Below are 19,985 nucleotides of genomic sequence, written 5' to 3' on the forward strand. Positions count from 1 at the left end.
CGCTCAACCACGGGGCAGGAAGACGTCGGCCAGCAGTTGATTGCGCGGCAGTCCCGCCAGGAACAGGCGCTTTGAAAAGGCCTCGACGCTGGCAGGGTGCCCGCAGAGTAAAGCCAGAGTTTGCCTTGAAACAAGCCGCAGTTGCGCCAAAGCCTCAGTCAGCTCAGCCGCCGTCCATAGCTCGACGCTGAGGTTGGGATGGCTGGCAGCCAGCGCTGCCAAAGGCTCGGCCAAGTAATGCCCGTTGGCATCATGCGCCAGGTGAATGACCCGGATGGCGCCCTGATGATCCTGACGCAACGCCTCGCGCAGCACACCCCATAACGGTGCCATGCCGGTGCCGGAGCCCAGCAACCAGAGCGGACGGGCCTGCCAGTCCGGGTCGTAGTGCAACGCGCCACCCCGCAGTTCGCCCAGGCGCAGGCTGTCGCCCGTCTTCAGCTTTCGGGCGGCATCGCTGAATTCGCCGGGCAGACGGCAATCGAGGTGAAACTCCAGATACGGGTCGACCTGGGGCAGGCTGGCCAGGGAATACGGCCTCGCGACCCTCCCCGCCCACAACACCAGGTGCTGCCCGGCCTGGTAGCGCAGGCCAATTTCCGGTTGCAGACGCAGACGCAGCACCGCCGGGTTCAACCAGTCGGCGCGCAGTACGTGCGCAACCAGGCCATCCGTGCGCGGGTCGAAGGCTTCCACCTGCAGGTCGCCCGTGACCTGGCACTGGCATGCCAGGCGCCAGCCGTCCTGGCGTTGCGTCGGGCTCAAGGCATCGGGTTGTTTGTCCTGAACCTCGCCCTGGCAACGCACCAGACAGGCATGGCAACTGCCCGCCCGGCAACTGTAGGGCACGGCGACCCCCGCCTGGTTCAGGGCGTCCAGCAGGTTGCTGCCGGTGGGTACCGACCAGCGGCGTTCGCCGACGTGGAGCTCAGGCATGAAACCTTCTCTAAATGTAGGAGCGAGCTTGCTCGCGATGGTCGCTAACGATAACGCGGGGCATATGACGAAACCCATCACATTCACATTTTTCGCGAGCAAGAACCAGGCGTCCCCCTCGCTCCTACCGTGGAGCGCATCCAGCATTTATGACCATAGTCGGGTGTATCAGCCACCGCGCCGGGTTATACTGCCGCGCCTTTTTAGCGTCGCGCCAGCACTACCCCAGCACTACCGGCGTGCCTTGGAAAGGTGCCTTCAGCCGACCGATGCACCCCACTGAAGACACCTTTATTGAATGTTCCCGTCTTATAGAGGAGCGCGACTCATGACCGTGATCAAGCAAGACGACCTGATTCAGAGCGTTGCCGACGCCCTGCAGTTCATTTCCTACTACCACCCCGTTGACTTCATCCAGGCCATGCACGAAGCCTACCTGCGCGAAGAATCGCCAGCAGCCCGTGACTCCATGGCGCAGATCCTGATCAACTCGCGCATGTGTGCCACCGGCCACCGCCCGATCTGCCAGGACACCGGGATCGTCACCGTTTTCGTACGCGTAGGCATGGACGTGCGCTGGGATGGCGCCACCATGAGCCTGGACGATATGATCAACCAAGGCGTGCGCCAGGCTTACAACCTGCCGGAAAACGTCCTGCGGGCCTCGATCCTCGCCGACCCGGCAGGCGCGCGCAAAAATACCAAGGACAACACCCCAGCAGTAATCCACTACTCCATCGTCCCGGGTAACACCGTGGAAGTGGACGTGGCAGCCAAGGGCGGCGGCTCCGAGAACAAGTCGAAAATGGCCATGCTCAACCCGTCCGACTCGATCGTCGACTGGGTGCTCAAGACCGTTCCGACCATGGGCGCCGGCTGGTGCCCACCGGGCATGCTGGGCATCGGCATCGGCGGCACCGCCGAGAAAGCCGCAGTGATGGCCAAGGAAGTGTTGATGGAGTCCATCGACATCCACGAGCTGAAAAAACGCGGCCCCTCCAACCGTATCGAAGAGATGCGCCTGGAGCTGTTCGAGAAGGTCAACCAACTGGGCATCGGCGCTCAGGGCCTGGGTGGCCTGACCACCGTGCTCGACGTGAAGATCATGGACTACCCGACTCACGCAGCCTCCTTGCCGGTGTGCATGATCCCGAACTGCGCCGCTACCCGCCACGCACACTTCGTGCTCGACGGTTCCGGCCCGGCCTCGCTGGAAGCGCCACCGCTGGATGCCTACCCGGAAATCGTCTGGGAAGCTGGCCCGTCGGCCCGTCGCGTCAACCTCGACACCCTGACCCCGGAAGACGTGCAGAGCTGGAAGCCGGGCGAAACCGTGCTGCTCAACGGCAAGATGCTCACCGGTCGCGACGCAGCGCACAAGCGCATGGTCGAGATGCTGAACAAGGGCGAAACCCTGCCGGTGGACCTCAAGGGTCGCTTTATCTACTACGTCGGCCCGGTTGATCCGGTGCGCGAAGAAGTCGTCGGCCCAGCCGGTCCTACCACCGCCACGCGGATGGACAAGTTCACCCGCCAGATCCTCGAGCAAACCGGCTTGTTGGGCATGATCGGCAAATCCGAGCGCGGCCCGACCGCTATCGAAGCGATCAAGGACCACAAGGCCGTTTACCTGATGGCTGTCGGCGGCGCGGCTTACCTGGTGGCCCAAGCCATCAAGAAATCCCGCGTGGTGGCTTTCGCCGAACTGGGCATGGAGGCGATCTACGAGTTCGACGTGAAAGACATGCCGGTGACCGTTGCGGTAGACAGCAAGGGTGAATCGGTACACATCACAGGTCCCGCCATCTGGCAGAAAAAGATCAGTGAGAGCCTGGCGGTAGAAGTGCAGTAAGCATTTCACTGCAAGGATAAAAGGCGACCTGGGCTACATGGCCCGGTCGCCTTTTTTATTGCACATGCTATGGTGCTCGCCCCTAATTACCCTCGTTCATCTGCATATGATCGCGATTTCCCGCCCATTGCGTTTGACCCTCTACACCCTACTGATCGTGGCCGGCGCCGTGCTCGCTGCCGGCCTGGCGATGCGTCACGCCGAACGCCAGTCCCTGGTGGACGATGCGGCCCGCGCCAATCAACAACTTGGGCTGTACGGTAACTCCCTGCATACCCTGATCGAACGCTACCGCGCCCTGCCCGCCGTGCTGGCCCTGGACTCGGAAATGATCAGCGCCTTGAAGGGCCCGCTGGACGCCGCGACCCAGGACCTGCTCAACCGAAAACTGGAGCGCATCAACGGCGCGGCCCAGTCTTCAACCCTGGAATTGATGGACCGCACCGGCCTGGCCGTAGCCGCCAGCAACTGGAACTTGCCCAGCAGTTATGTCGGGCACAACTACGCGTTTCGCCCCTATTTCAGCCAGACCCTGAGCCAGGGTACTGGGCGCTTTTACGCCGTGGGGGTGACCACCGGCATTCCGGGTTATTTCCTCTCCAGCGCGGTCCTGGATGAACACCAGCAGTTCCTCGGCGCCATGGTGGTCAAGCTGGAGTTTCCGGAGCTGGAGCGTGAGTGGGCGCAGGGCAATGATTTGCTGCTGGTCAGCGATGCCCGAGGCATTGTGTTTATCGCCAATCAACCGGGCTGGCGCTATCGCGCCTTGCGCCCGCTGTCGGACAGCGACCATGCCGAACTCAAGGCCACCCGGCAATACGACAAGAAGCAGCTGCTGCCCCTGGACACCCAGGCCTTGCAGCGTTTTGGCGACAACAGCCACCTGATGCGCGTCGATGGCCCTGAGGGCGTTACCGACTACCTGTGGGAATCCCTGCCGCTGAAAGCTGAAGGCTGGACCCTGCACCTGCTGCGCAAACCCCAGCGGGCGGCCGAAGAACAACGTAATGCCGGCCTCGCCGCGGCCGGGTTGTGGCTGACGCTGGTGTTCCTGCTGCTGTTCCTGACCCAACGCTGGCGCCTGGCCCGTTTGCGTCAGCGCAGCCGGGAAGAACTTGAGCAGTTGGTAGAAGCGCGCACCCGCGACCTGCGCACCGCCCAGGATGGCCTGGTGCAGTCGGCCAAGCTGGCGGCACTGGGGCAGATGTCCGCCGCACTCGCCCATGAGATCAACCAACCACTGACCGCCCAGCGCATGCAGCTGGCGACGCTGCGGCTGCTGCTGGATCACGGCCGGGTGGATGACGCCTACAAGGCCCTGACCCCGCTGGATGACATGCTCACCCGCATGGCCGCCCTCACCGGCCACCTCAAGACCTTCGCCCGCAAAAGCCCCAGTGGGCTGCGTGAACGCCTGGACCTGGCAACGGTGGTGGATCAGTCCCTGCACTTGCTCGACGCTCGCCTGCGGGACGAATCCATCGGCGCGGTGCTGGACCTGACTCGTCCGGCCTGGGTACGCGGTGATGCAATTCGCCTGGAGCAGGTGCTGATCAACCTGCTGCGCAATGCCCTGGACGCCATGGCCGACAAACCGCGCAAACGCCTGGAAATTCGCCTGCACGCCGATCAACAACTGTGGCAACTCACGGTCAGCGACAGCGGCGGCGGCATTGCCGAAGATCACCTCAATAACGTGTTTGACCCGTTCTTCACCACTAAACCGGTGGGTGACGGGCTCGGCTTGGGGCTGGCGGTGTCCTACGCTATCGTCCACGAACTGGGCGGCCGCCTGAGCGCCGCCAACCAGGGTGACGGCGCGATCTTCACCCTGACCTTGCCCATCGCCCTGGAGACGCCAGACCTATGTTGAACGCGGTGATTGTGGTCGACGATGAAGCCAGCATCCGCACGGCCGTCGAACAATGGCTGAGCCTGGCGGGCTTCGAAGTGCAGCTGTTCAGCCGCGCCGAGGAATGCCTGCTGCAGTTGCCCAGGGATTTCCCCGGGGTAATCCTCAGCGATGTGCGCATGCCGGGGCTCAGTGGCCTGGAGTTATTGGCCGAGGTGCAGCGGCGCGATACCGACCTGCCGGTGATCCTGCTCACTGGCCACGGTGATGTACCGATGGCCGTGGAGGCCATGCGCGATGGTGCCTACGACTTCCTGGAAAAACCCTTCAGCCCCGAGGCCCTGCTCAGCAGCCTGCGCCGAGCGCTGGACAAGCGCGGGTTGGTCCTGGAAAACCGTCGCCTGCATCAACAGGCCGATCACCGGGCCAAGTTGGACGCAAGCCTCCTCGGCGTCTCCCGCAGCTTGCAGAACCTGCGCCGGCAAGTGCTGGACCTGGCAACCCTGCCGGTCAACGTGTTGATCCGTGGCGAGACCGGCAGCGGCAAAGAACTGGTTGCCCGTTGCCTGCACGATTTCGGGCCCAGAGCCAAGAAACCGTTTGTGGCATTGAACTGCGCAGCGATTCCCGAGCAGTTGTTCGAGGCCGAGCTGTTCGGCCATGAAAGCGGCGCCTTTACCGGCGCCCAAGGCAAGCGTATTGGCAAACTGGAATATGCCGATGGCGGAACGCTGTTTCTCGATGAAATCGAAAGCATGCCCTTGGCCCAGCAAGTGAAGTTGCTGCGGGTGTTGCAGGAGCAGAAGCTCGAACGGCTGGGCTCCAACCAGAGCATCAAGGTGGATTTGCGGATCATTGCCGCGACCAAGCCGGACCTCTTGGACGAAGCACGGGCCGGGCGTTTTCGCGAGGACTTGGCCTATCGGCTGAACGTCGCGCAGTTGCGCCTGCCGCCCTTGCGCGAGCGCCGGGAAGATATTCCGCTGCTGTTCGAACACTTCGCACACAGTGCCGCCGAGCGCCTGGGCCGCAGTTTTGTGCCACTGAGTGGGCCGCAATTGGGGCGGCTGCTCAGCCATGACTGGCCGGGCAATGTACGTGAGTTGGCCAACGTCGCCGAGCGCCAAGTGTTGGGGCTTGGCGAACCGGAGCCGGAAGGCATCGAGGCGGGGCAATCACTGGCGGCGCAACAGGAAGCCTTTGAAGCCCACTGCCTGAAAGCGGCGCTGACCCGGCACAAAGGCGATATCAAGGCGGTGCTGGCGGAGTTGCAACTGCCACGGCGCACCTTTAATGAAAAGATGCAGCGGCACGGGTTGGCACGGGAGACGTTTCTCTAGGCTGACGTCGTGTTGCCCGCGTGGGCCTCATCGCAGGATAGGTATCAACACAACTTCGCAGACTTGGCTTTCTGCCTCGGATGCTCAGATAAACGCCGTCCTCTGTAGCCGCTGGCGCAGCCTGCGATCGGCTGCGCAGCAGTCGCCAGTCTCTTGAAACCGCCGAAGGTCCTGCGGCCCTTGTCGCAGCCTCGTGCCTCGGCAGCGGCTACAGATAAATACCGCGAGATAAATGCCGTCCTCTGTAGCCGCTGGCGCAGCCTGCGATCGGCTGCGTAGCAGTCGCCAGTCTCTTGAAACCGCCGAAGGTCCTGCGACCCTTATCGCAGCCTCGTGCCTCGGCAGCGGCTACAGGGTTTTTAAGGAGATTCAAGAAATGTGTAGATACCCATGCTCATTGCAAGCCAGCCCCCACCTTTGACCGAGTTATCAGCAACAGCACCGATCAAATGTGAGAGTCGGGATTGCCTGCGATGAGGCCCTTAAAGACAACCCACTTGCCAGGCCATTGAGCGGTTTTCCGCTCATCACTCACAAATCATCAGCGACTTTCCGCTCAATAAAAACCTGCAACCCTTCTAGACCGGGCCTTCGTCTGCTTGGCACAGCTCCTGCTATAACCCGACCAGGCTGCGTTTGCACGCGCTCCACAAAAACAATTAGATGAAGGATCCTTCAATGGATAACTCCAACTCCCTGCCTCTAGGGTCGGCGGCTGCGCCGGCAAAAGAACGCACCACCTCCAGCCGGATCAAGTCGATCTTCAGTGGATCGGTCGGCAACATGGTCGAGTGGTACGACTGGTACGTCTACGCCGCTTTCTCGCTGTACTTCGCCAAAGCCTTCTTCCCCAAAGGCGACACCACCGCCCAACTGCTCAACACCGCCGCGATCTTCGCCGTGGGCTTCCTGATGCGCCCTATCGGTGGCTGGCTGATGGGCCTGTATGCCGACCGCAAGGGCCGCAAAGCCGCGCTGATGGCCTCGGTACTGCTGATGTGCTTCGGCTCGCTGATCATCGCCCTGACCCCTGGTTATGAAACCATCGGTGTCGGCGCGCCGATCCTGCTGGTGTTCGCCCGTCTGCTGCAAGGGCTGTCGGTGGGTGGCGAATACGGTACCTCGGCCACTTACCTGAGTGAAATGGCGACCAAGGAACGTCGCGGCTTCTTCTCCAGCTTCCAGTACGTGACCCTGATCTCCGGCCAGCTCATCGCCCTCGGTGTGCTGATCGTGCTGCAACAGACGCTGACCACCGAGCAACTGTACGACTGGGGCTGGCGTATCCCGTTCGTCATCGGCGCCCTCTGTGCAATCGTTGCGCTGTACCTGCGTCGCGGCATGGAAGAAACCGAGTCGTTCACCAAGAAGGAAAAAGCCAAGGAAAGCGCCATGCGCACCTTGATGCGTCACCCCAAGGAACTGATGACCGTGGTCGGCCTGACCATGGGCGGCACCCTGGCGTTCTACACCTACACCACCTACATGCAGAAGTACCTGGTGAACACCGTCGGCATGAGCATCTCCGACTCCACCACCATCTCGGCGGCCACACTGTTTCTGTTCATGTGCCTGCAACCCATTGTCGGCGGGCTATCGGACAAGGTCGGTCGCCGGCCGATCCTGATTGCCTTCGGCATCCTGGGGACGTTGTTCACCGTACCGATCCTCACCACCCTGCACACCATCCAGAGCTGGTGGGGCGCGTTCTTCCTGATCATGGCGGCGCTGATCATCGTCAGCGGCTACACCTCGATCAACGCTGTGGTGAAAGCCGAGCTGTTCCCTACCGAAATCCGCGCCCTGGGCGTTGGCTTGCCGTATGCACTGACCGTGTCGATCTTCGGCGGTACCGCTGAATACATCGCGCTGTGGTTCAAGAGCATCGGCATGGAAACCGGCTACTACTGGTACGTGACCGCGTGTATCGCGGTGTCGCTGGTGGTTTATGTGACCATGAAAGACACCCGCAAGCATTCGCGGATTACCACGGACTAAAAAATGTGGGGGCGGGCTTGCTCGCGAAAGCAGTGTGTCATTCAGCACATCAGTGACTGACACTCCGCTTTCGCGAGCAAGCCCGCTCCCACATTTCGATCTCATCGTTTGACGAATCGCACCTACCTCAAGACAACTCTGCAACCCCCTGCTGCCCATACCGGCGCTGCGCATACGAAGCCCCGGCAATCATCACCACCAGCACCGCCGCCAACACTGCTGACGAGCCAATGGTGCCGAAATCCAGCCCACCCTTTTCAAGGGGTTTGGTCAGGAAGTCGCCCAACGTAGCGCCGAACGGCCGGGTCAACACAAACGCCACCCAGAACAGCAGCACCGACGAAATCTTCGTGAAGTACTTGAGCAACACCACCACCGCGATACTCGCGCCGATCAGCAAGGCACCACCGGCAAAACCAAGCCCCGAATCGTCGGCGAGGAAATCCCCCAGCGCCGTACCCAAGGTGTTGGAGAACAGGATCGCTACCCAGTAGAACAGCTCACCGCGAAAGGTCTGGACCTTGTTCACGTTCAGCGAGTCGCCGCTGACACGCCATAGAGCAAAGATCGCCACCAGTATCGAGATCAGGATCAGGGAGCCCGTGGCGTAACCCAAGCCCAAGGTGCGGTCCATAAAGTCCGACAGGGTGGTGCCGGCAGTGCTGGTGGACAAGATCACGATCCAGTACAGCACCGGGTTGTAGGTTTTCGACCAGAGTTGCGTCACCAGGGTGACCAGAAACACGCTGATCAGGATCATCGAACTGATGGCATAACCGACATTCAAGGTCATCGACAGCAAGTCCCCGGCCGTTTCGCCCAGGGTCGTCGCGCAGATTTTCATGACCCAGAACGCCAGGGTGATCTGAGGAAGTTTGTTCATGACGCAGAAGGCTCCAGAGTTCAGTCTTGAAGGCCGACACAGAGGGGTGTCGACCTGGCGCGCAGACTGAACGCAGAGCTGTGAAAAATAGGTGGGCAGTGCATGAAAATTCCATGCTTCGCCGCAGACATCGGTGGAAATCCATCGCCATGGCTTGCACTATGATGCCCTTCCAGAACCGCCCAGCAGGAACCCCGGCCATGTCCGACGATATCCATTTCTACGAACCCGCCAACGGCCACGGCCTGCCCCACGACCCGTTCAATGCCATCGTCGGCCCTCGGCCGATTGGCTGGATTTCGTCCCAGGACCGCGAAGGCCGCCTGAACCTGGCGCCCTACAGCTTCTTCAACGCCTTCAACTACATTCCGCCGATCATTGGCTTTTCCAGTGTCGGACGCAAAGACAGCCTGAACAACATCGAACAGACCGGCGAGTTTGTATGGAACCTGGCCACCCGCCCGTTGGCCGAGCAGATGAACCAGAGCTGCGCGCCCGTGTCACCCGAGGTCAACGAGTTCGAATTGTCCGGCCTGACGCCGGTGGCCTCGAAAATCGTCGGCGTACCGCGGGTGGGCGAGAGCCCGGTGTCGTTCGAGTGCAAGGTGACGCAGATCATTCAGTTGCAGCGAGCCGACCAGGAATTGGTGCCCAGCTGGCTGGTGCTCGGCGAAGTAGTCGCCGTGCACATCGCCAAGTGGTTGCTCAAGGATGGGGTGTACGACACCGCTGCCGCCGAGCCTATTCTGCGCGGCGGCGGCCCGGCAGATTACTTCCAGTTGGGGCCTGAGGCCTTGTTCAAGATGTACCGGCCAGGCACAAACAAAGTTTGACTGGAATGCAGTCAAAGTGTGGGAGCGGCGGTGCGACGATTCGACTTGCTCGCGAAGGCGGTGTATCAGATATAAATATTTCAACTGATAGGACGCATTCGCGAGCAAGTCGAATCGTCGCACCGCCGCTCCCACATTTGATCTTCAGTGTTACGGCCTCAGCCGGCAGCAACAGCCCACGTCAACTGACCGTCTTCGTCGACGTCGATCAATCGCTCAAGTTGCTGCGCGGCAGCGTCGTCGGCGTCATCGGCGGTCTTGAACTTCTGCTCATCAAGGATCTTGTGAAAGCGCGGTGCGCCCATGCCATCCAGTGCCTTGACGGCGACGGCGGCGCTGTAGCCACCTTCTCCCGGCACTACGGCGGAAACGGCTTCGTGATGGGAAAACTCTTTACGTGCCATGTTGCAGGTCCTGGCCAATGGAAAGTTGGCCATTCTAAACACTCATCCAGCCAGTTGCAGGTATTCGCCGTAAGCGTTGACGGCAGAGGTATCCGTGAAGGTCTGGAAGTCCATGCTGCGGATCACCAGGTCATTGACCAACTCGGTAAAGATCATCAAGGCCGGGGAACTGAAATAGGCACTCATCGCCTGTTCGCTGCTCCAGAAACCCGAGATCAGCCACACATCCGGATCAGACAGGGAATGCTGCAACGAGAATTGCAGGCAACCCTGAGCCTGACGGCCCGGTTCGATCAAACTGCTCAAGCGTGCACCCAGTTCGGTGCTGCACCCGGTACGGGCACGGATAAAGGCCATATGGCTCGCGGGAATGGGGGTGGACATGTTCGACTCTCCCGTTGAGAAGTGATGCTCGGCAACACGGTGGGGGTGTGTTGCCACAGGATCAAAGATAACGGCGCCCCCGCACGCGTGGTTAGTCGATTCCTGCCGGCTTATTGCACAATCCTGCGAGAAGCGTAGAGATAGCGTTCAAGCCACAGGTTTTACGCTGAGCATGACGGCCTTGTTTCATGCGGGTTACCGCCAGGTGACAGCGACCCTGCTTGCCTGATCCATGATTTATCGCAGGATCAGGCAAGGATTGTGCAGAATTGGCGTAACACTGTTTGGAAACCCGCCTTTAAGCTGTGCCCATCGTCAAAGCGCCCAGAGGATGCCCCATGTCGTCGCTAGAACATCGCCCTGCCCCCCTCGACCCCGACATGGAAAAGCAACGCGCAGAGTTGGCCGATATCGTTCTGCGTCACACCTGTGAGGACGGCTCCTACGCCACGGCGATCAATTCGTTCGTGCTCAACCGGCATAACGCGCCACGGGACTTCATGCCCGTGCTGGCGCAACCGGCGTTGTGCATCCTCGCCCACGGCAGCAAGGAAGTGCGCCTGGCAGACGAAACCTTCGCGTATGACCCGCTTAATTACCTAGTGTTTTCGGTGTCGATGCCGGTAGCCGGACGCATTATCGAGGCCTCGCCGGAAAACCCTAACCTGTCACTTCGCCTGGACATCGACCCGGCGCAAATCACCGCGCTGATCGCCGAGGCTGGGCCCATGGGTGTGCCCACTCGCCCGACGGCGCGAGGCTTGTATGTCGACCGTCTCGACAGCCAGTTGCTGGACGCGGTGCTGCGCCTGACGCGCCTGCTGGACACGCCCAAAGACATTGCCATGCTCGCGCCGCTGATCAGCCGCGAGATTCTGTATCGCCTGTTGCGTAGCCCACAGGGCTATCGACTGTATGAAATTGCCGTCGCCAACAGCCAGAGCCATCGGGTCAGCCAGGCCATCAAGTGGTTGAACGGCAACTATGAACAGCCGCTGCGCATTGATGACCTGGCCAAGGAAGTGAACCTCAGCGTCTCGACCTTGCACCACCGTTTCAAGGCGATGACGGCCATGAGTCCGTTGCAATATCAGAAGCAACTGCGCCTGCAAGAGGCGCGGCGTCTGATGATTGCCGAAGGCCTGGAGGCCTCCGCGGCTGGATATCGGGTGGGGTATGAAAGCCCCTCGCAATTCAGCCGTGAATACAGCCGGTTGTTTGGGGCGCCGCCGTTGCGGGATTTGGCACGCTTGCGCTTGAGCGTTTAACACTGCAAACCTGTAGCCGCTGCCGAGGCACGAGGCTGCGATGCGTGTCCGCAGGACCGCCCTCGGGGCCTGCTTCGCAGCCCATCGCAGCCTCGTGCCTCGGCAGCGGCTACAGGGGTTTAATCCAGACTGCGGGGCAACTGCAAGGTCACCCGCAAGCCACCCTCACGCAAATTCTGCAAATTCACCTCACCGCCATGGCTATGGGCGATGTTGCGCGCGATGCCCAGGCCCAGGCCGTAGCCTTGCTGCTGCCCGGCGAGGCGGAAGTGCGGTTCGAAGACTTGTTCCAGGCGCTGTTCGGGCACGCCGGGGCCTTCGTCATCGACGTGGAGGATGAACTCCGCGCCGTCATCTTCGATGTACAAATGGGCGTTCTGCCCATACTTCAGGGCGTTGTCGATCAGGTTGCCCATGCAGCGCTTGAGAGCCAGCGGTTTGCCCTGGTAGAGCGCCAGCGCCCGTCCATGCTGAGTCACCCGGCCGTTGCCGTTGGGTGCCAGGTAAGGTTCCACCAGGCAATCGAGCACGTAATTGAGGTCCACCGGTTCGATGTTCTCGTGGATGTCGGTGTCCTTGACGCACTGCAATGCGCCTTTGACCAACAACTCCAGCTCATCCAGGTCCCGACCGAACTTGGCCTGCAGTTTTTCATCTTCCAGCAATTCCACCCGTAACCGCAGACGCGTGATCGGTGTGCGCAGGTCGTGGGAAATGGCGCTGAACAATTGGCTGCGCTCGGTCAGGTAGCGGCTGATGCGTTCGCGCATGGCATTGAAGGCCCGTCCTACTTCCACCACTTCACTGCCACCACCTTCGGCCACCGGTTCCACGTCAGCGCCCAGGGACATGTCCCGCGCTGCCCGCGCCAGGCGCTTGAGCGGCCGGCTCTGCCAATGCACCAGCAGGCCGATGAACAGCAGCAGGAACGCACTGGTCAGCACGATAAACCATACCTGCTGAGACGGCAGGCCTTGTTCTTCGAGGCTGGTGTAGGGTTCCGGCAACAGCGAGGCGATGTACAGCCATTCGCCGGGAGCCAGTTGAATCTGGGTCACCAGCACAGGCGGATTGACCGGTTCCAGGGTCAAGGCGTAATGCGCCCAGGAGCGCGGCAGTTCGTCTAGCTTCAGGCCCGCGTTAAAGATTCGCAGGTCCTCGGCGCTGACAAACTCCACCGAGACGTGCACGTCGCTGCCCATGGTCTGGCGCAGCACTTCATCCACGGCTTTGAGCACCGCCTGCTTGCGCGGGGTCTCGGGCAATATGGCCATGTCCAGCGGTTTGTCGTTGAGGGTCACCACGAAACGCGTGCCGCCCATGCTGCGCAATTGGTCCAGCACCAACGGGCGGTAAGCGACCGGTAGAGAGCGGAAATAACTGACACTGGCGGTCATCGAATGGGCCAGGCTGCGGGCGCTGGTGACCAGGCCTTCCAGTTGGGTGGCCCGCAGTTGCGAGACCCAGATCACGCTGGACAACGCTTGGGCAAACAACACCGCCAGCAGGGTCAGGAGCAACATCCGCCCCAACAGCGAGCGAGGTACCGGAAACCGCCGGCGTTGTTCGTTCAAGCGTTCAGTGGGCATTACTGGCAACCACACTGGCCGCCAGTTGATAGCCACTGCCACGCACCGTGCGAATCAGCCGAGGTGGTTTTTCGGTGTCCCGCAGGCGTTGGCGCAAGCGGCTGACGGCCATGTCGACGATTCGGTCCAGTGGCATCAGGTCGCGGCCACGGGTGGCGTTGCCGATGGTGTCGCGGTCGAGGATTTGTTGGGGGTGGTCGAGGAACAGCTTCAACAAGGCAAAGTCGGCGCCGGAGAGAATCACTTCCTCCCCGTCCAGATGAAACAGGCGGTGGCTGACCATGTCCAGGCGCCACTCATCGAACACCAGCACCTCGCCACCGCTACGCTCTTGCCCGAACTGGGCACGGCGCAACAGGGCCTTGATTCGTGCCTGCAATTCACGCGGGCTGAACGGTTTGCCGATGTAGTCGTCGGCCCCCAGCTCCAGGCCAATCACCCGGTCGGCCTCATCGGAGCTGGCAGTGAGCATGATGATTGGCACCTGCGCCTGGCGCGGGTGCTGGCGGATCCAGCGGCAGAGGCTGAAGCCATCTTCGTCGGGTAGCATCACATCAAGGATCACCAGGTCGCACGGCGCCTCGTTCATCGCCTGACGAAACCCCGCACCGTCCGACACGCCACGGACCTGGAAGCCGGCGCGACAGAGGTAGGTTTGCAGCAACTCGCGGATTTCCTGGTCGTCGTCGACAAGGAGAATGGACTTACTGGTTACGCTCACGGGGATCATCCTTATTTTTGTTATGGCTAACCCTGTAGCCGCTGCCGCAGGCTGCGATAAGGCCAAAGGCCTTCAGCGATTTCAAGAACCTGTGCCTCTTCGAGGTCATCGCAGCCTTCGGCAGCGGCTACAGGGTTGGGGGCGGTACTACGCAAACGCCTGTTCCAACGCGACACCAGCCCCGGTCAACCCGGAATACGGCGCCGTGACCAGCCACACCGGAATGCCCTTGAAGTAGTCACTCATGCAGCCTTTGTCACCAAAGCTCTTGGCAAAACCACTCTTGATAAAGAAGTCGGCAAACCGTGGGATCACGCCCCCGACGATATACACCCCGCCACGACCGCCGGTGGTCAACACGTTGTTACCGGCCACCCGGCCGAGCCAGATACTGAACTGATCCAGCACTTCCAGAGCCACCGGATCGCCAGCAAGACCCGCCGCCGTTACGGCTTCGGGGGTTTCCAGCACCGGCGTGTGGCCGTCCACCGCACAGATCGCCCTATACAAACGCGGCAAACCGCCACCGCTCAGCACGGTTTCGGCGCTGACATGGCCGATCTCGTTGTAAATGTGCTGCCACAGTTGCGCTTCTCGCGGACTGCTCAGGGGCAGGTCGACATGGCCGCCCTCCCCCGGCAATGCCGCCCAGCGCCCGGCGCCCAGGTCCAGCAGGGTGCCCACGCCCAGGCCGGTGCCCGGGCCGATCACCACTGCCGGGCGCAACGGCTCCGGCGTGCCTTCGCAGACCACGCGAAATTCATCCGGCTGCAGACGAGTCATGCCCAGGGCCATAGCCGAGAAGTCATTGACCAGCAGCAGCTCATCCACCTGCAAGGTTTTACAAAAGGCAGTCTTGCTCAGGCGCCAGTGATTGTTGGTGAATTTAAATTCATCTCCGCTCACCGGTCCGGCGACCGACAGACAGACCGCACCGATGGCACCCAGCGCCAGGCCCTCCTCCTTGAGGTAGGCCTGGATGGCCTCCTCGGGGCTGGCATGATCCGCCGTCGCATGGACGCGAATCGAGTGCAGCGCTTGATCCCGCCACAACGCAAAACGGGCGTTGGTACCGCCGATGTCACCGACCAGCGCAAGCTTCACTTAAGACTCTCCAGGGCAGACGTAAAGGCGCTGGCGCCCTGCTCTGCGGAGCTTGCGGCCAGGCGCATAAATGCAAACAGCTCGCGACCGGCCCCCACGTTATTACCCAACAGGCCCGTGGCAGGCGCGCGCGCTGCAAATTCTTCGGCGTCCACCTTAAGCTCCAAGGTGCCTTTGACGCCATCCACACGAATGATATCGCCATCTCGCACCCGCGCCAGCGCACCGCCGCGCTGAGCCTCGGGGCTGACATGAATCGCGGCCGGGATCTTACCCGAGGCGCCGGACATCCGCCCATCTGTTACCAACGCCACCTTGAAGCCACGGTCCTGCAACACACCCAGGAACGGCGTCATCTTGTGCAGTTCCGGCATGCCATTGGAACGCGGGCCCTGGAAACGCATCACCGCAACAAAGTCTTTCTCCAACTGGCCGGCCTTGAAGGCATCGGCCAAGTCCTGTTGATCCTGGAACACCACGGCCGGGGCTTCGACGATTTGATGTTCGAGGGCCACGGCGGAGACTTTCATCACTCCGCGACCCAGGTTGCCTTCCATCACCCGCAATCCACCTTCCGGGGAGAACGCACGGGCCACAGGGCGCAGGATGGTTTCGTCGAGGCTTTCGATCGGGCCTTCACGCCACACCAGTTCGCCGTCCACCAGGAACGGCTCCTGGGTGTAGCGGCTCAGGCCGTGGCCGGCGACGGTGTTGACGTCTTCATGAAGCAAGCCGGCTTCCAGCAGTTCGCGGATCAGGAACGACATGCCGCCCGCCGCCTGGAAGTGGTTGATGTCAGCCTTGCCGTTTGGATAAACATGGGACAGGGTCGGCACCACCTCGGAGAGGTCGGCCATGTCTTGCCAGGTCAACTGGATGCCCGCCGCCATGGCGATGGCCGGCATGTGCAAGGTGTGATTGGTGGAACCGCCGGTGGCGTTGAGGGCGACGATGGAGTTGACCAGGGATTTTTCGTCGACGATCTCGCCAATCGGCATGAACGAGCCGCTCTGCTTGGTCAGGCGCGTGACCTGATGCGCGGCTTCACGGGTCAGGGCGTCACGCAGCGGCGTGTACGGGTTGACGAAAGAGGCCCCCGGCAAGTGCAGGCCCATGACCTCCATCAGCAACTGGTTGGTGTTGGCGGTGCCGTAGAACGTACAGGTGCCGGGGCTGTGGTAGGACTTCATCTCCGATTCCAGCAGCTCTTCGCGGGAGGCCTTGCCTTCAGCGTAACGCTGGCGCACGTCGGCCTTCTGCTTGTTGGAGATACCCGACGGCATCGGCCCGCCCGGTACGAAGATCATCGGCAGGTGACCGTAACGCAAGGCGCCCATCATCAGGCCAGGGACGATCTTGTCGCAGATGCCCAGCATCAGCGCCGCATCGAACATGTTGTGGGACAGCGCTACCGCCGTGGACATCGCAATGACTTCACGGCTCAGCAGGCTCAGCTCCATGCCAGGCTCGCCTTGGGTCACGCCGTCGCACATGGCCGGGGTGCCGCCGGCGAACTGACCGACGGAACCGATCTCACGCAGGGCTTTTTTGATTTGTTCAGGGAAATGTTCGTACGGCTGGTGCGCCGAGAGCATGTCGTTATATGACGAAACAATTGCCACGTTGGCCGCGTTCATCATCCGCAGGCTGTGTTTGTCTTCGGTACCGCAACCCGCCACGCCGTGGGCAAAGTTGGCGCATTGCAGCTTGCCGCGCATCGGACCGTCGCTGGCAGCGCCGCGAATGAGTGCAAGGTAGGCCTCACGGGTGGCGCGGCTACGGGCGATAAGCCGTTCGGTGACCTCAAGTACGCGGGGATGCATGTGTAGAACTCCAGGCTAACGGATGTGGCGACCTGTATGTCTATGCTGATCAAACACCGCTGCACGTGGGATGGCAGCGTGTTATTTGACCCATCGGACCAGTTGATTCAGGTCACTCGTTGTAGATTGAACAAAATATTGCCACTAAAAAGGCTTGTTTTCTATTTTTATGCGAATAATCTTGTAATTCTTACAACAAATCGACGACAGGCGCTTTCCAATGACACTTCGAATCGCAATCAATGGTTTTGGCCGTATTGGCCGTAATGTCCTGCGCGCACTTTATACCCAAGGTTACCGTCAGGATTTGCAGATCGTCGCCATCAACGATCTTGGCGACAGCGCGATCAATGCTCACCTGCTCAAATACGATACCGTCCACGGCACTTTCGATGCAGAGGTCGCCCACGATCAGGAAAGCCTGACCGTCAATGGTGACCGGATTGCCGTCAGTGCCATTCGCAACCCGGCCGACCTGCCCTGGGCTGCCGAGAAGATCGACGTCGTGTTCGAATGCACCGGTCTGTTCACCGACCGTGCCAAGGCTGCCGCCCATATTACCGCCGGCGCGCGCAAGGTGATCATTTCGGCCCCGGCCAAGGGCGCTGACGCCACCGTGGTCTACGGTGTGAACCATGACATCCTGCGTCAATCCCACCAGATCATTTCCAACGCGTCCTGCACCACCAACTGCCTGGCGCCGGTCGCCCAAGTGCTGCACCGCGAGTTGGGCATCGAAAGCGGTTTGATGACCACCATCCACGCCTACACCAACGACCAGAACCTGACCGACGTCTACCACACCGACCCGTACCGGGCTCGTTCGGCCACCCAGAACATGATCCCGAGCAAGACCGGTGCCGCCGAAGCGGTAGGCCTGGTACTGCCTGAACTGGCGGGCAAGCTGACCGGGATGGCCGTACGCGTGCCGGTGATCAACGTCTCCCTGGTGGATTTGACTGTACAACTCAAGCGCGAAGCGTCCGCAGATGAGGTCAACGCCCTGCTCAAGGCGGCCAGCCAACATTCGAAGATCCTCGGCTACAACACCCTGCCGCTGGTTTCCAGTGACTTCAACCATAACCCGCTGTCGTCGATCTTTGACGCCAACCACACCAAGTCCAGCGGCAAGCTGCTGAAAGTGTTGGCCTGGTATGACAACGAGTGGGGCTTCTCCAACCGGATGCTGGATAACTGCCTGGCGCTGTGTAACGCCGAATAACCTTTGTGGGAGCGGGCTTGTGTGGGAGCGGGCTTGCTCGCGAAGGCTGAGTGTCAGTCACAGGATATATCGACTGACACTCCGCTTTCGCGAGCAAGCCCGCTCCCACATTGGCACCCTGCAGGCTCACACATTAGTCCCTTGCCATTTGCGCTGATGATAAGCATTATCATTTGCTGCAAATCGGTCTGGTATCACTGTGAGCCAATCTCGCTTCAATCAAGTCTTCCTCAGCCAACGGGTCATTCTGCTGCGCACCTTGCAGCGGATGGTGAATAACCACAGCACCGCCGAGGACCTGTTGCAGGAAACCTACCTGCGTGTCACACGGGCCCTGAGTGAAAGACCGATCGACCACCTCGAACCCTTCGTCTATCAGACGGCCCGCAACCTGGCGCTGGACCACCTGCGCTCGCGTCGGATTCAAGCCCGCACGTTGCAGGAAGATGTACCCATGGAGATCCTGCAGAGCGTTGCCTCCCCCGTCAGTACCCCCGAAGATGCCACCCAGGCCGAACAGTTGCTGGAGCACCTGAGTGCCAGCCTCGGTCAGTTGAGCGCACGCCAGCAGCAGATTTTCATCCTCAGCCGCCTGCACGGTTGCAGTTACCAGGAGATCGCCGATCAACTTGATGTGTCCTTGAGTACGGTGCAAAAGGAACTGAAATTGATCATGGCAATCTGTGTGGGTGTGGCCGAACGGCTGGATCGCCCTTAAGCTTTATCGGACAAAGCCGACAGCACTGTCGATTCAAACGGCAAGAAGATTGAATAAAACGTGGGCGAAGACCCGAGGAACACCGTGACGGACCCGAATAAACTGCCGCCCCATGAGCTGGCTCATGAGGTGTTGCAAGACACGACCATGGACCAAGCCCTCGACTGGCTGATCGCCTTGCAGTGCCCGCAACCCGGGCAGCAGGCGGAGTTCGAGGCCTGGTTGGCCAGCGCCCCGGCGCACCTCGAGGCTTTCGCCAAGGCCCAGTCCGCCTGGGGTGGTGCACCGGTGCACAGCGCCGCAGTGGCCCTCAACGCACCCCGCAAACCCAGCGCCTGGCGTCGCATCAAGCCTCACTGGAAACCCTTGGCCACTGCCGCCGTGTTACTGCTGGGATTGTTCAGTTTCAGCAACCTGCCGGTGCGCTTGCAGGCTGACCACCTGACCGTGGTGGGCGAGCGCCAGCGCCTGCAACTGGACGATGGCTCGAAAGTCCTGCTCAACACCAACTCCGCCTTCTCCAGCACCATCAATGACCATCAACGCATTGCCCGCCTGTATCAGGGCGAAGCATTTTTTGAAGTGGTGGCCAATCGCGAACTGCCCCTGGAAATCGATGCCGGCCCCGTACGGGCCCGTGTCAGTGATACCACCTTCGCCGTGCGTTACCTCGATGGCGAAGCCCAGGTCCAGGTGCAACGCGGTGATGTCGACCTGAGCAATACCTTCGACGACGCCCGGGTGCGCCTGAGCGCCGGCCAAAGCATTCGCATCGGCCCCAAGGGCTTCGGCCAACCCGCCCGCCTGGATGCCGGCAAGGACCTGGCCTGGGTTCAGGGCCGGCTGGTCTTCGAAAACTGCCCGATGAGCGAAGTGCTGGCCGAACTGCGCCGCTATTACCCCGGCTGGATCGTCAACAACAACGACCGATTGGCCAGCGTCAACGTCACGGGTAATTACCGCCTCGACCAGCCGCTGGACGTGGTGCGCTCCCTGGCCCACATCACTTCGGCCAAGCTCTCGGAATACCCCGCGCTGGTGATCCTCAACTAAATGAG

Annotated in this window: 17 protein-coding genes; 9 read left to right on the top strand and 8 right to left on the bottom strand. The window is 61.1% G+C overall.

The window, feature by feature from the left end; all coding sequences use genetic code 11:
- Nucleotides 1–3: 3 nt before the first annotated feature.
- Nucleotides 4–936 (bottom strand): iron-sulfur-binding ferredoxin reductase, encoded by a 933-nt coding sequence (locus tag J7E41_RS19425; protein WP_214995271.1) that lies wholly within the window; start codon nucleotides 934–936, stop codon nucleotides 4–6.
- 328 nt (nucleotides 937–1,264) lie between these two features.
- On the opposite strand from J7E41_RS19425, the gene J7E41_RS19430 reads away from it, so the two are divergent.
- From J7E41_RS19430 to J7E41_RS19445, 4 genes are all read left to right on the top strand, one after another.
- Nucleotides 1,265–2,788, top strand: a complete 1,524-nt coding sequence (locus tag J7E41_RS19430; RefSeq protein WP_003214142.1) for a fumarate hydratase — start codon at nucleotides 1,265–1,267, stop codon at nucleotides 2,786–2,788.
- A gap of 106 nt (nucleotides 2,789–2,894) precedes the next feature.
- Entirely contained in the window at nucleotides 2,895–4,661 is a 1,767-nt protein-coding gene (locus J7E41_RS19435) for an ATP-binding protein (protein WP_214995274.1), read from the top strand.
- A complete protein-coding gene (locus J7E41_RS19440; RefSeq protein ID WP_214995276.1) occupies nucleotides 4,655–5,980 on the top strand; it encodes a sigma-54-dependent transcriptional regulator in 1,326 nt (441 codons plus the stop codon). Before J7E41_RS19435 ends, J7E41_RS19440 begins: the two co-directional genes overlap by 7 nt.
- Before the next feature lie 678 nt (nucleotides 5,981–6,658).
- A complete protein-coding gene (locus tag J7E41_RS19445; RefSeq protein ID WP_214995279.1) occupies nucleotides 6,659–7,978 on the top strand; it encodes an MFS transporter in 1,320 nt (439 codons plus the stop codon).
- A gap of 127 nt (nucleotides 7,979–8,105) precedes the next feature.
- Here the strand turns inward: J7E41_RS19445 and J7E41_RS19450 are convergent, their stop codons facing one another.
- The gene (locus J7E41_RS19450; RefSeq protein WP_214995281.1) at nucleotides 8,106–8,861 is read right to left on the bottom strand and encodes a COG4705 family protein; all 756 of its coding nucleotides are present in this window, start codon (nucleotides 8,859–8,861) and stop codon (nucleotides 8,106–8,108) included.
- Nucleotides 8,862–9,061: 200 nt separating this feature from the next.
- Here J7E41_RS19450 and J7E41_RS19455 point away from each other — a divergent pair, with 200 nt between their 5' ends.
- Nucleotides 9,062–9,694, top strand: coding sequence for a flavin reductase family protein (locus J7E41_RS19455; RefSeq protein ID WP_214995283.1), 633 nt, complete (start codon nucleotides 9,062–9,064; stop codon nucleotides 9,692–9,694).
- A 158-nt stretch (nucleotides 9,695–9,852) separates the two neighbouring features.
- On the opposite strand, the gene J7E41_RS19460 is transcribed toward J7E41_RS19455, so the two are convergent.
- Nucleotides 9,853–10,131: a hypothetical protein gene (locus J7E41_RS19460; protein ID WP_214995285.1), complete on the bottom strand. Its 279-nt coding sequence runs from the start codon at nucleotides 10,129–10,131 to the stop codon at nucleotides 9,853–9,855.
- Nucleotides 10,132–10,140: 9 nt separating this feature from the next.
- On the bottom strand, nucleotides 10,141–10,482 hold the full coding sequence (locus J7E41_RS19465; protein WP_155581349.1) for an antibiotic biosynthesis monooxygenase family protein: 342 nt from the start codon (nucleotides 10,480–10,482) through the stop codon (nucleotides 10,141–10,143).
- A 338-nt stretch (nucleotides 10,483–10,820) separates the two neighbouring features.
- Here J7E41_RS19465 and J7E41_RS19470 point away from each other — a divergent pair, with 338 nt between their 5' ends.
- Entirely contained in the window at nucleotides 10,821–11,750 is a 930-nt protein-coding gene (locus tag J7E41_RS19470) for an AraC family transcriptional regulator (RefSeq protein WP_214995290.1), read from the top strand.
- 119 nt (nucleotides 11,751–11,869) lie between these two features.
- Here J7E41_RS19470 and J7E41_RS19475 read toward each other — a convergent pair whose 3' ends face one another.
- The 4 genes from J7E41_RS19475 to edd all read right to left on the bottom strand — a co-directional run bounded on the left by J7E41_RS19475 (nucleotide 11,870) and on the right by edd (nucleotide 16,987).
- Nucleotides 11,870–13,339 (bottom strand): ATP-binding protein, encoded by a 1,470-nt coding sequence (locus J7E41_RS19475; RefSeq protein ID WP_214995295.1) that lies wholly within the window; start codon nucleotides 13,337–13,339, stop codon nucleotides 11,870–11,872.
- A complete protein-coding gene (locus J7E41_RS19480; protein ID WP_169356057.1) occupies nucleotides 13,329–14,060 on the bottom strand; it encodes a response regulator in 732 nt (243 codons plus the stop codon). The genes J7E41_RS19475 and J7E41_RS19480 overlap by 11 nt, the downstream gene beginning before the upstream one ends.
- Before the next feature lie 147 nt (nucleotides 14,061–14,207).
- Nucleotides 14,208–15,164 (bottom strand): glucokinase, encoded by a 957-nt coding sequence (locus J7E41_RS19485; RefSeq protein WP_214995298.1) that lies wholly within the window; start codon nucleotides 15,162–15,164, stop codon nucleotides 14,208–14,210.
- Nucleotides 15,161–16,987 carry a phosphogluconate dehydratase gene (edd, locus tag J7E41_RS19490; protein WP_214995301.1) on the bottom strand — a complete coding sequence of 609 codons (1,827 nt, stop codon included), beginning with the start codon at nucleotides 16,985–16,987 and terminating at the stop codon, nucleotides 15,161–15,163. Before edd ends, J7E41_RS19485 begins: the two co-directional genes overlap by 4 nt.
- A gap of 220 nt (nucleotides 16,988–17,207) precedes the next feature.
- Here edd and gap point away from each other — a divergent pair, with 220 nt between their 5' ends.
- The 3 genes from gap (at nucleotide 17,208) to J7E41_RS19505 (ending at nucleotide 19,980) form a co-directional block, all read left to right on the top strand.
- On the top strand, nucleotides 17,208–18,209 hold the full coding sequence (gap, locus tag J7E41_RS19495; RefSeq protein WP_214995303.1) for a type I glyceraldehyde-3-phosphate dehydrogenase: 1,002 nt from the start codon (nucleotides 17,208–17,210) through the stop codon (nucleotides 18,207–18,209).
- 199 nt (nucleotides 18,210–18,408) lie between these two features.
- Complete coding sequence (locus J7E41_RS19500) at nucleotides 18,409–18,927, top strand: RNA polymerase sigma factor (protein WP_214995305.1); 519 nt, start codon at nucleotides 18,409–18,411, stop codon at nucleotides 18,925–18,927.
- Between the two features lie 84 nt (nucleotides 18,928–19,011).
- On the top strand, nucleotides 19,012–19,980 hold the full coding sequence (locus J7E41_RS19505; RefSeq protein WP_214995307.1) for a FecR family protein: 969 nt from the start codon (nucleotides 19,012–19,014) through the stop codon (nucleotides 19,978–19,980).
- Nucleotides 19,981–19,985 lie beyond the last annotated feature (5 nt).

This window comes from Pseudomonas fluorescens (assembly GCF_018614655.1).
In the GTDB taxonomy this organism is placed as follows: Bacteria; Pseudomonadota; Gammaproteobacteria; order Pseudomonadales; family Pseudomonadaceae; genus Aquipseudomonas; species Aquipseudomonas fluorescens_BX.

Excerpts from the sequence above, each read along its gene's own strand:
- J7E41_RS19425 (WP_214995271.1), bottom strand. The coding sequence starts at position 936 with ATGCCTGAGCTCCACGTCGGCGAACGCCGCTGGTCGGTACCCACCGGC.
- J7E41_RS19430 (WP_003214142.1), top strand. The coding sequence starts at position 1,265 with ATGACCGTGATCAAGCAAGACGACCTGATTCAGAGCGTTGCCGACGCC.
- J7E41_RS19435 (WP_214995274.1), top strand. The coding sequence starts at position 2,895 with ATGATCGCGATTTCCCGCCCATTGCGTTTGACCCTCTACACCCTACTG.
- J7E41_RS19440 (WP_214995276.1), top strand. The coding sequence starts at position 4,655 with ATGTTGAACGCGGTGATTGTGGTCGACGATGAAGCCAGCATCCGCACG.
- J7E41_RS19445 (WP_214995279.1), top strand. The coding sequence starts at position 6,659 with ATGGATAACTCCAACTCCCTGCCTCTAGGGTCGGCGGCTGCGCCGGCA.
- J7E41_RS19450 (WP_214995281.1), bottom strand. The coding sequence starts at position 8,861 with ATGAACAAACTTCCTCAGATCACCCTGGCGTTCTGGGTCATGAAAATC.
- J7E41_RS19455 (WP_214995283.1), top strand. The coding sequence starts at position 9,062 with ATGTCCGACGATATCCATTTCTACGAACCCGCCAACGGCCACGGCCTG.
- J7E41_RS19460 (WP_214995285.1), bottom strand. The coding sequence starts at position 10,131 with ATGGCCAACTTTCCATTGGCCAGGACCTGCAACATGGCACGTAAAGAG.
- J7E41_RS19465 (WP_155581349.1), bottom strand. The coding sequence starts at position 10,482 with ATGTCCACCCCCATTCCCGCGAGCCATATGGCCTTTATCCGTGCCCGT.
- J7E41_RS19470 (WP_214995290.1), top strand. The coding sequence starts at position 10,821 with ATGTCGTCGCTAGAACATCGCCCTGCCCCCCTCGACCCCGACATGGAA.
- J7E41_RS19475 (WP_214995295.1), bottom strand. The coding sequence starts at position 13,339 with ATGCCCACTGAACGCTTGAACGAACAACGCCGGCGGTTTCCGGTACCT.
- edd (WP_214995301.1), bottom strand. The coding sequence starts at position 16,987 with ATGCATCCCCGCGTACTTGAGGTCACCGAACGGCTTATCGCCCGTAGC.
- gap (WP_214995303.1), top strand. The coding sequence starts at position 17,208 with ATGACACTTCGAATCGCAATCAATGGTTTTGGCCGTATTGGCCGTAAT.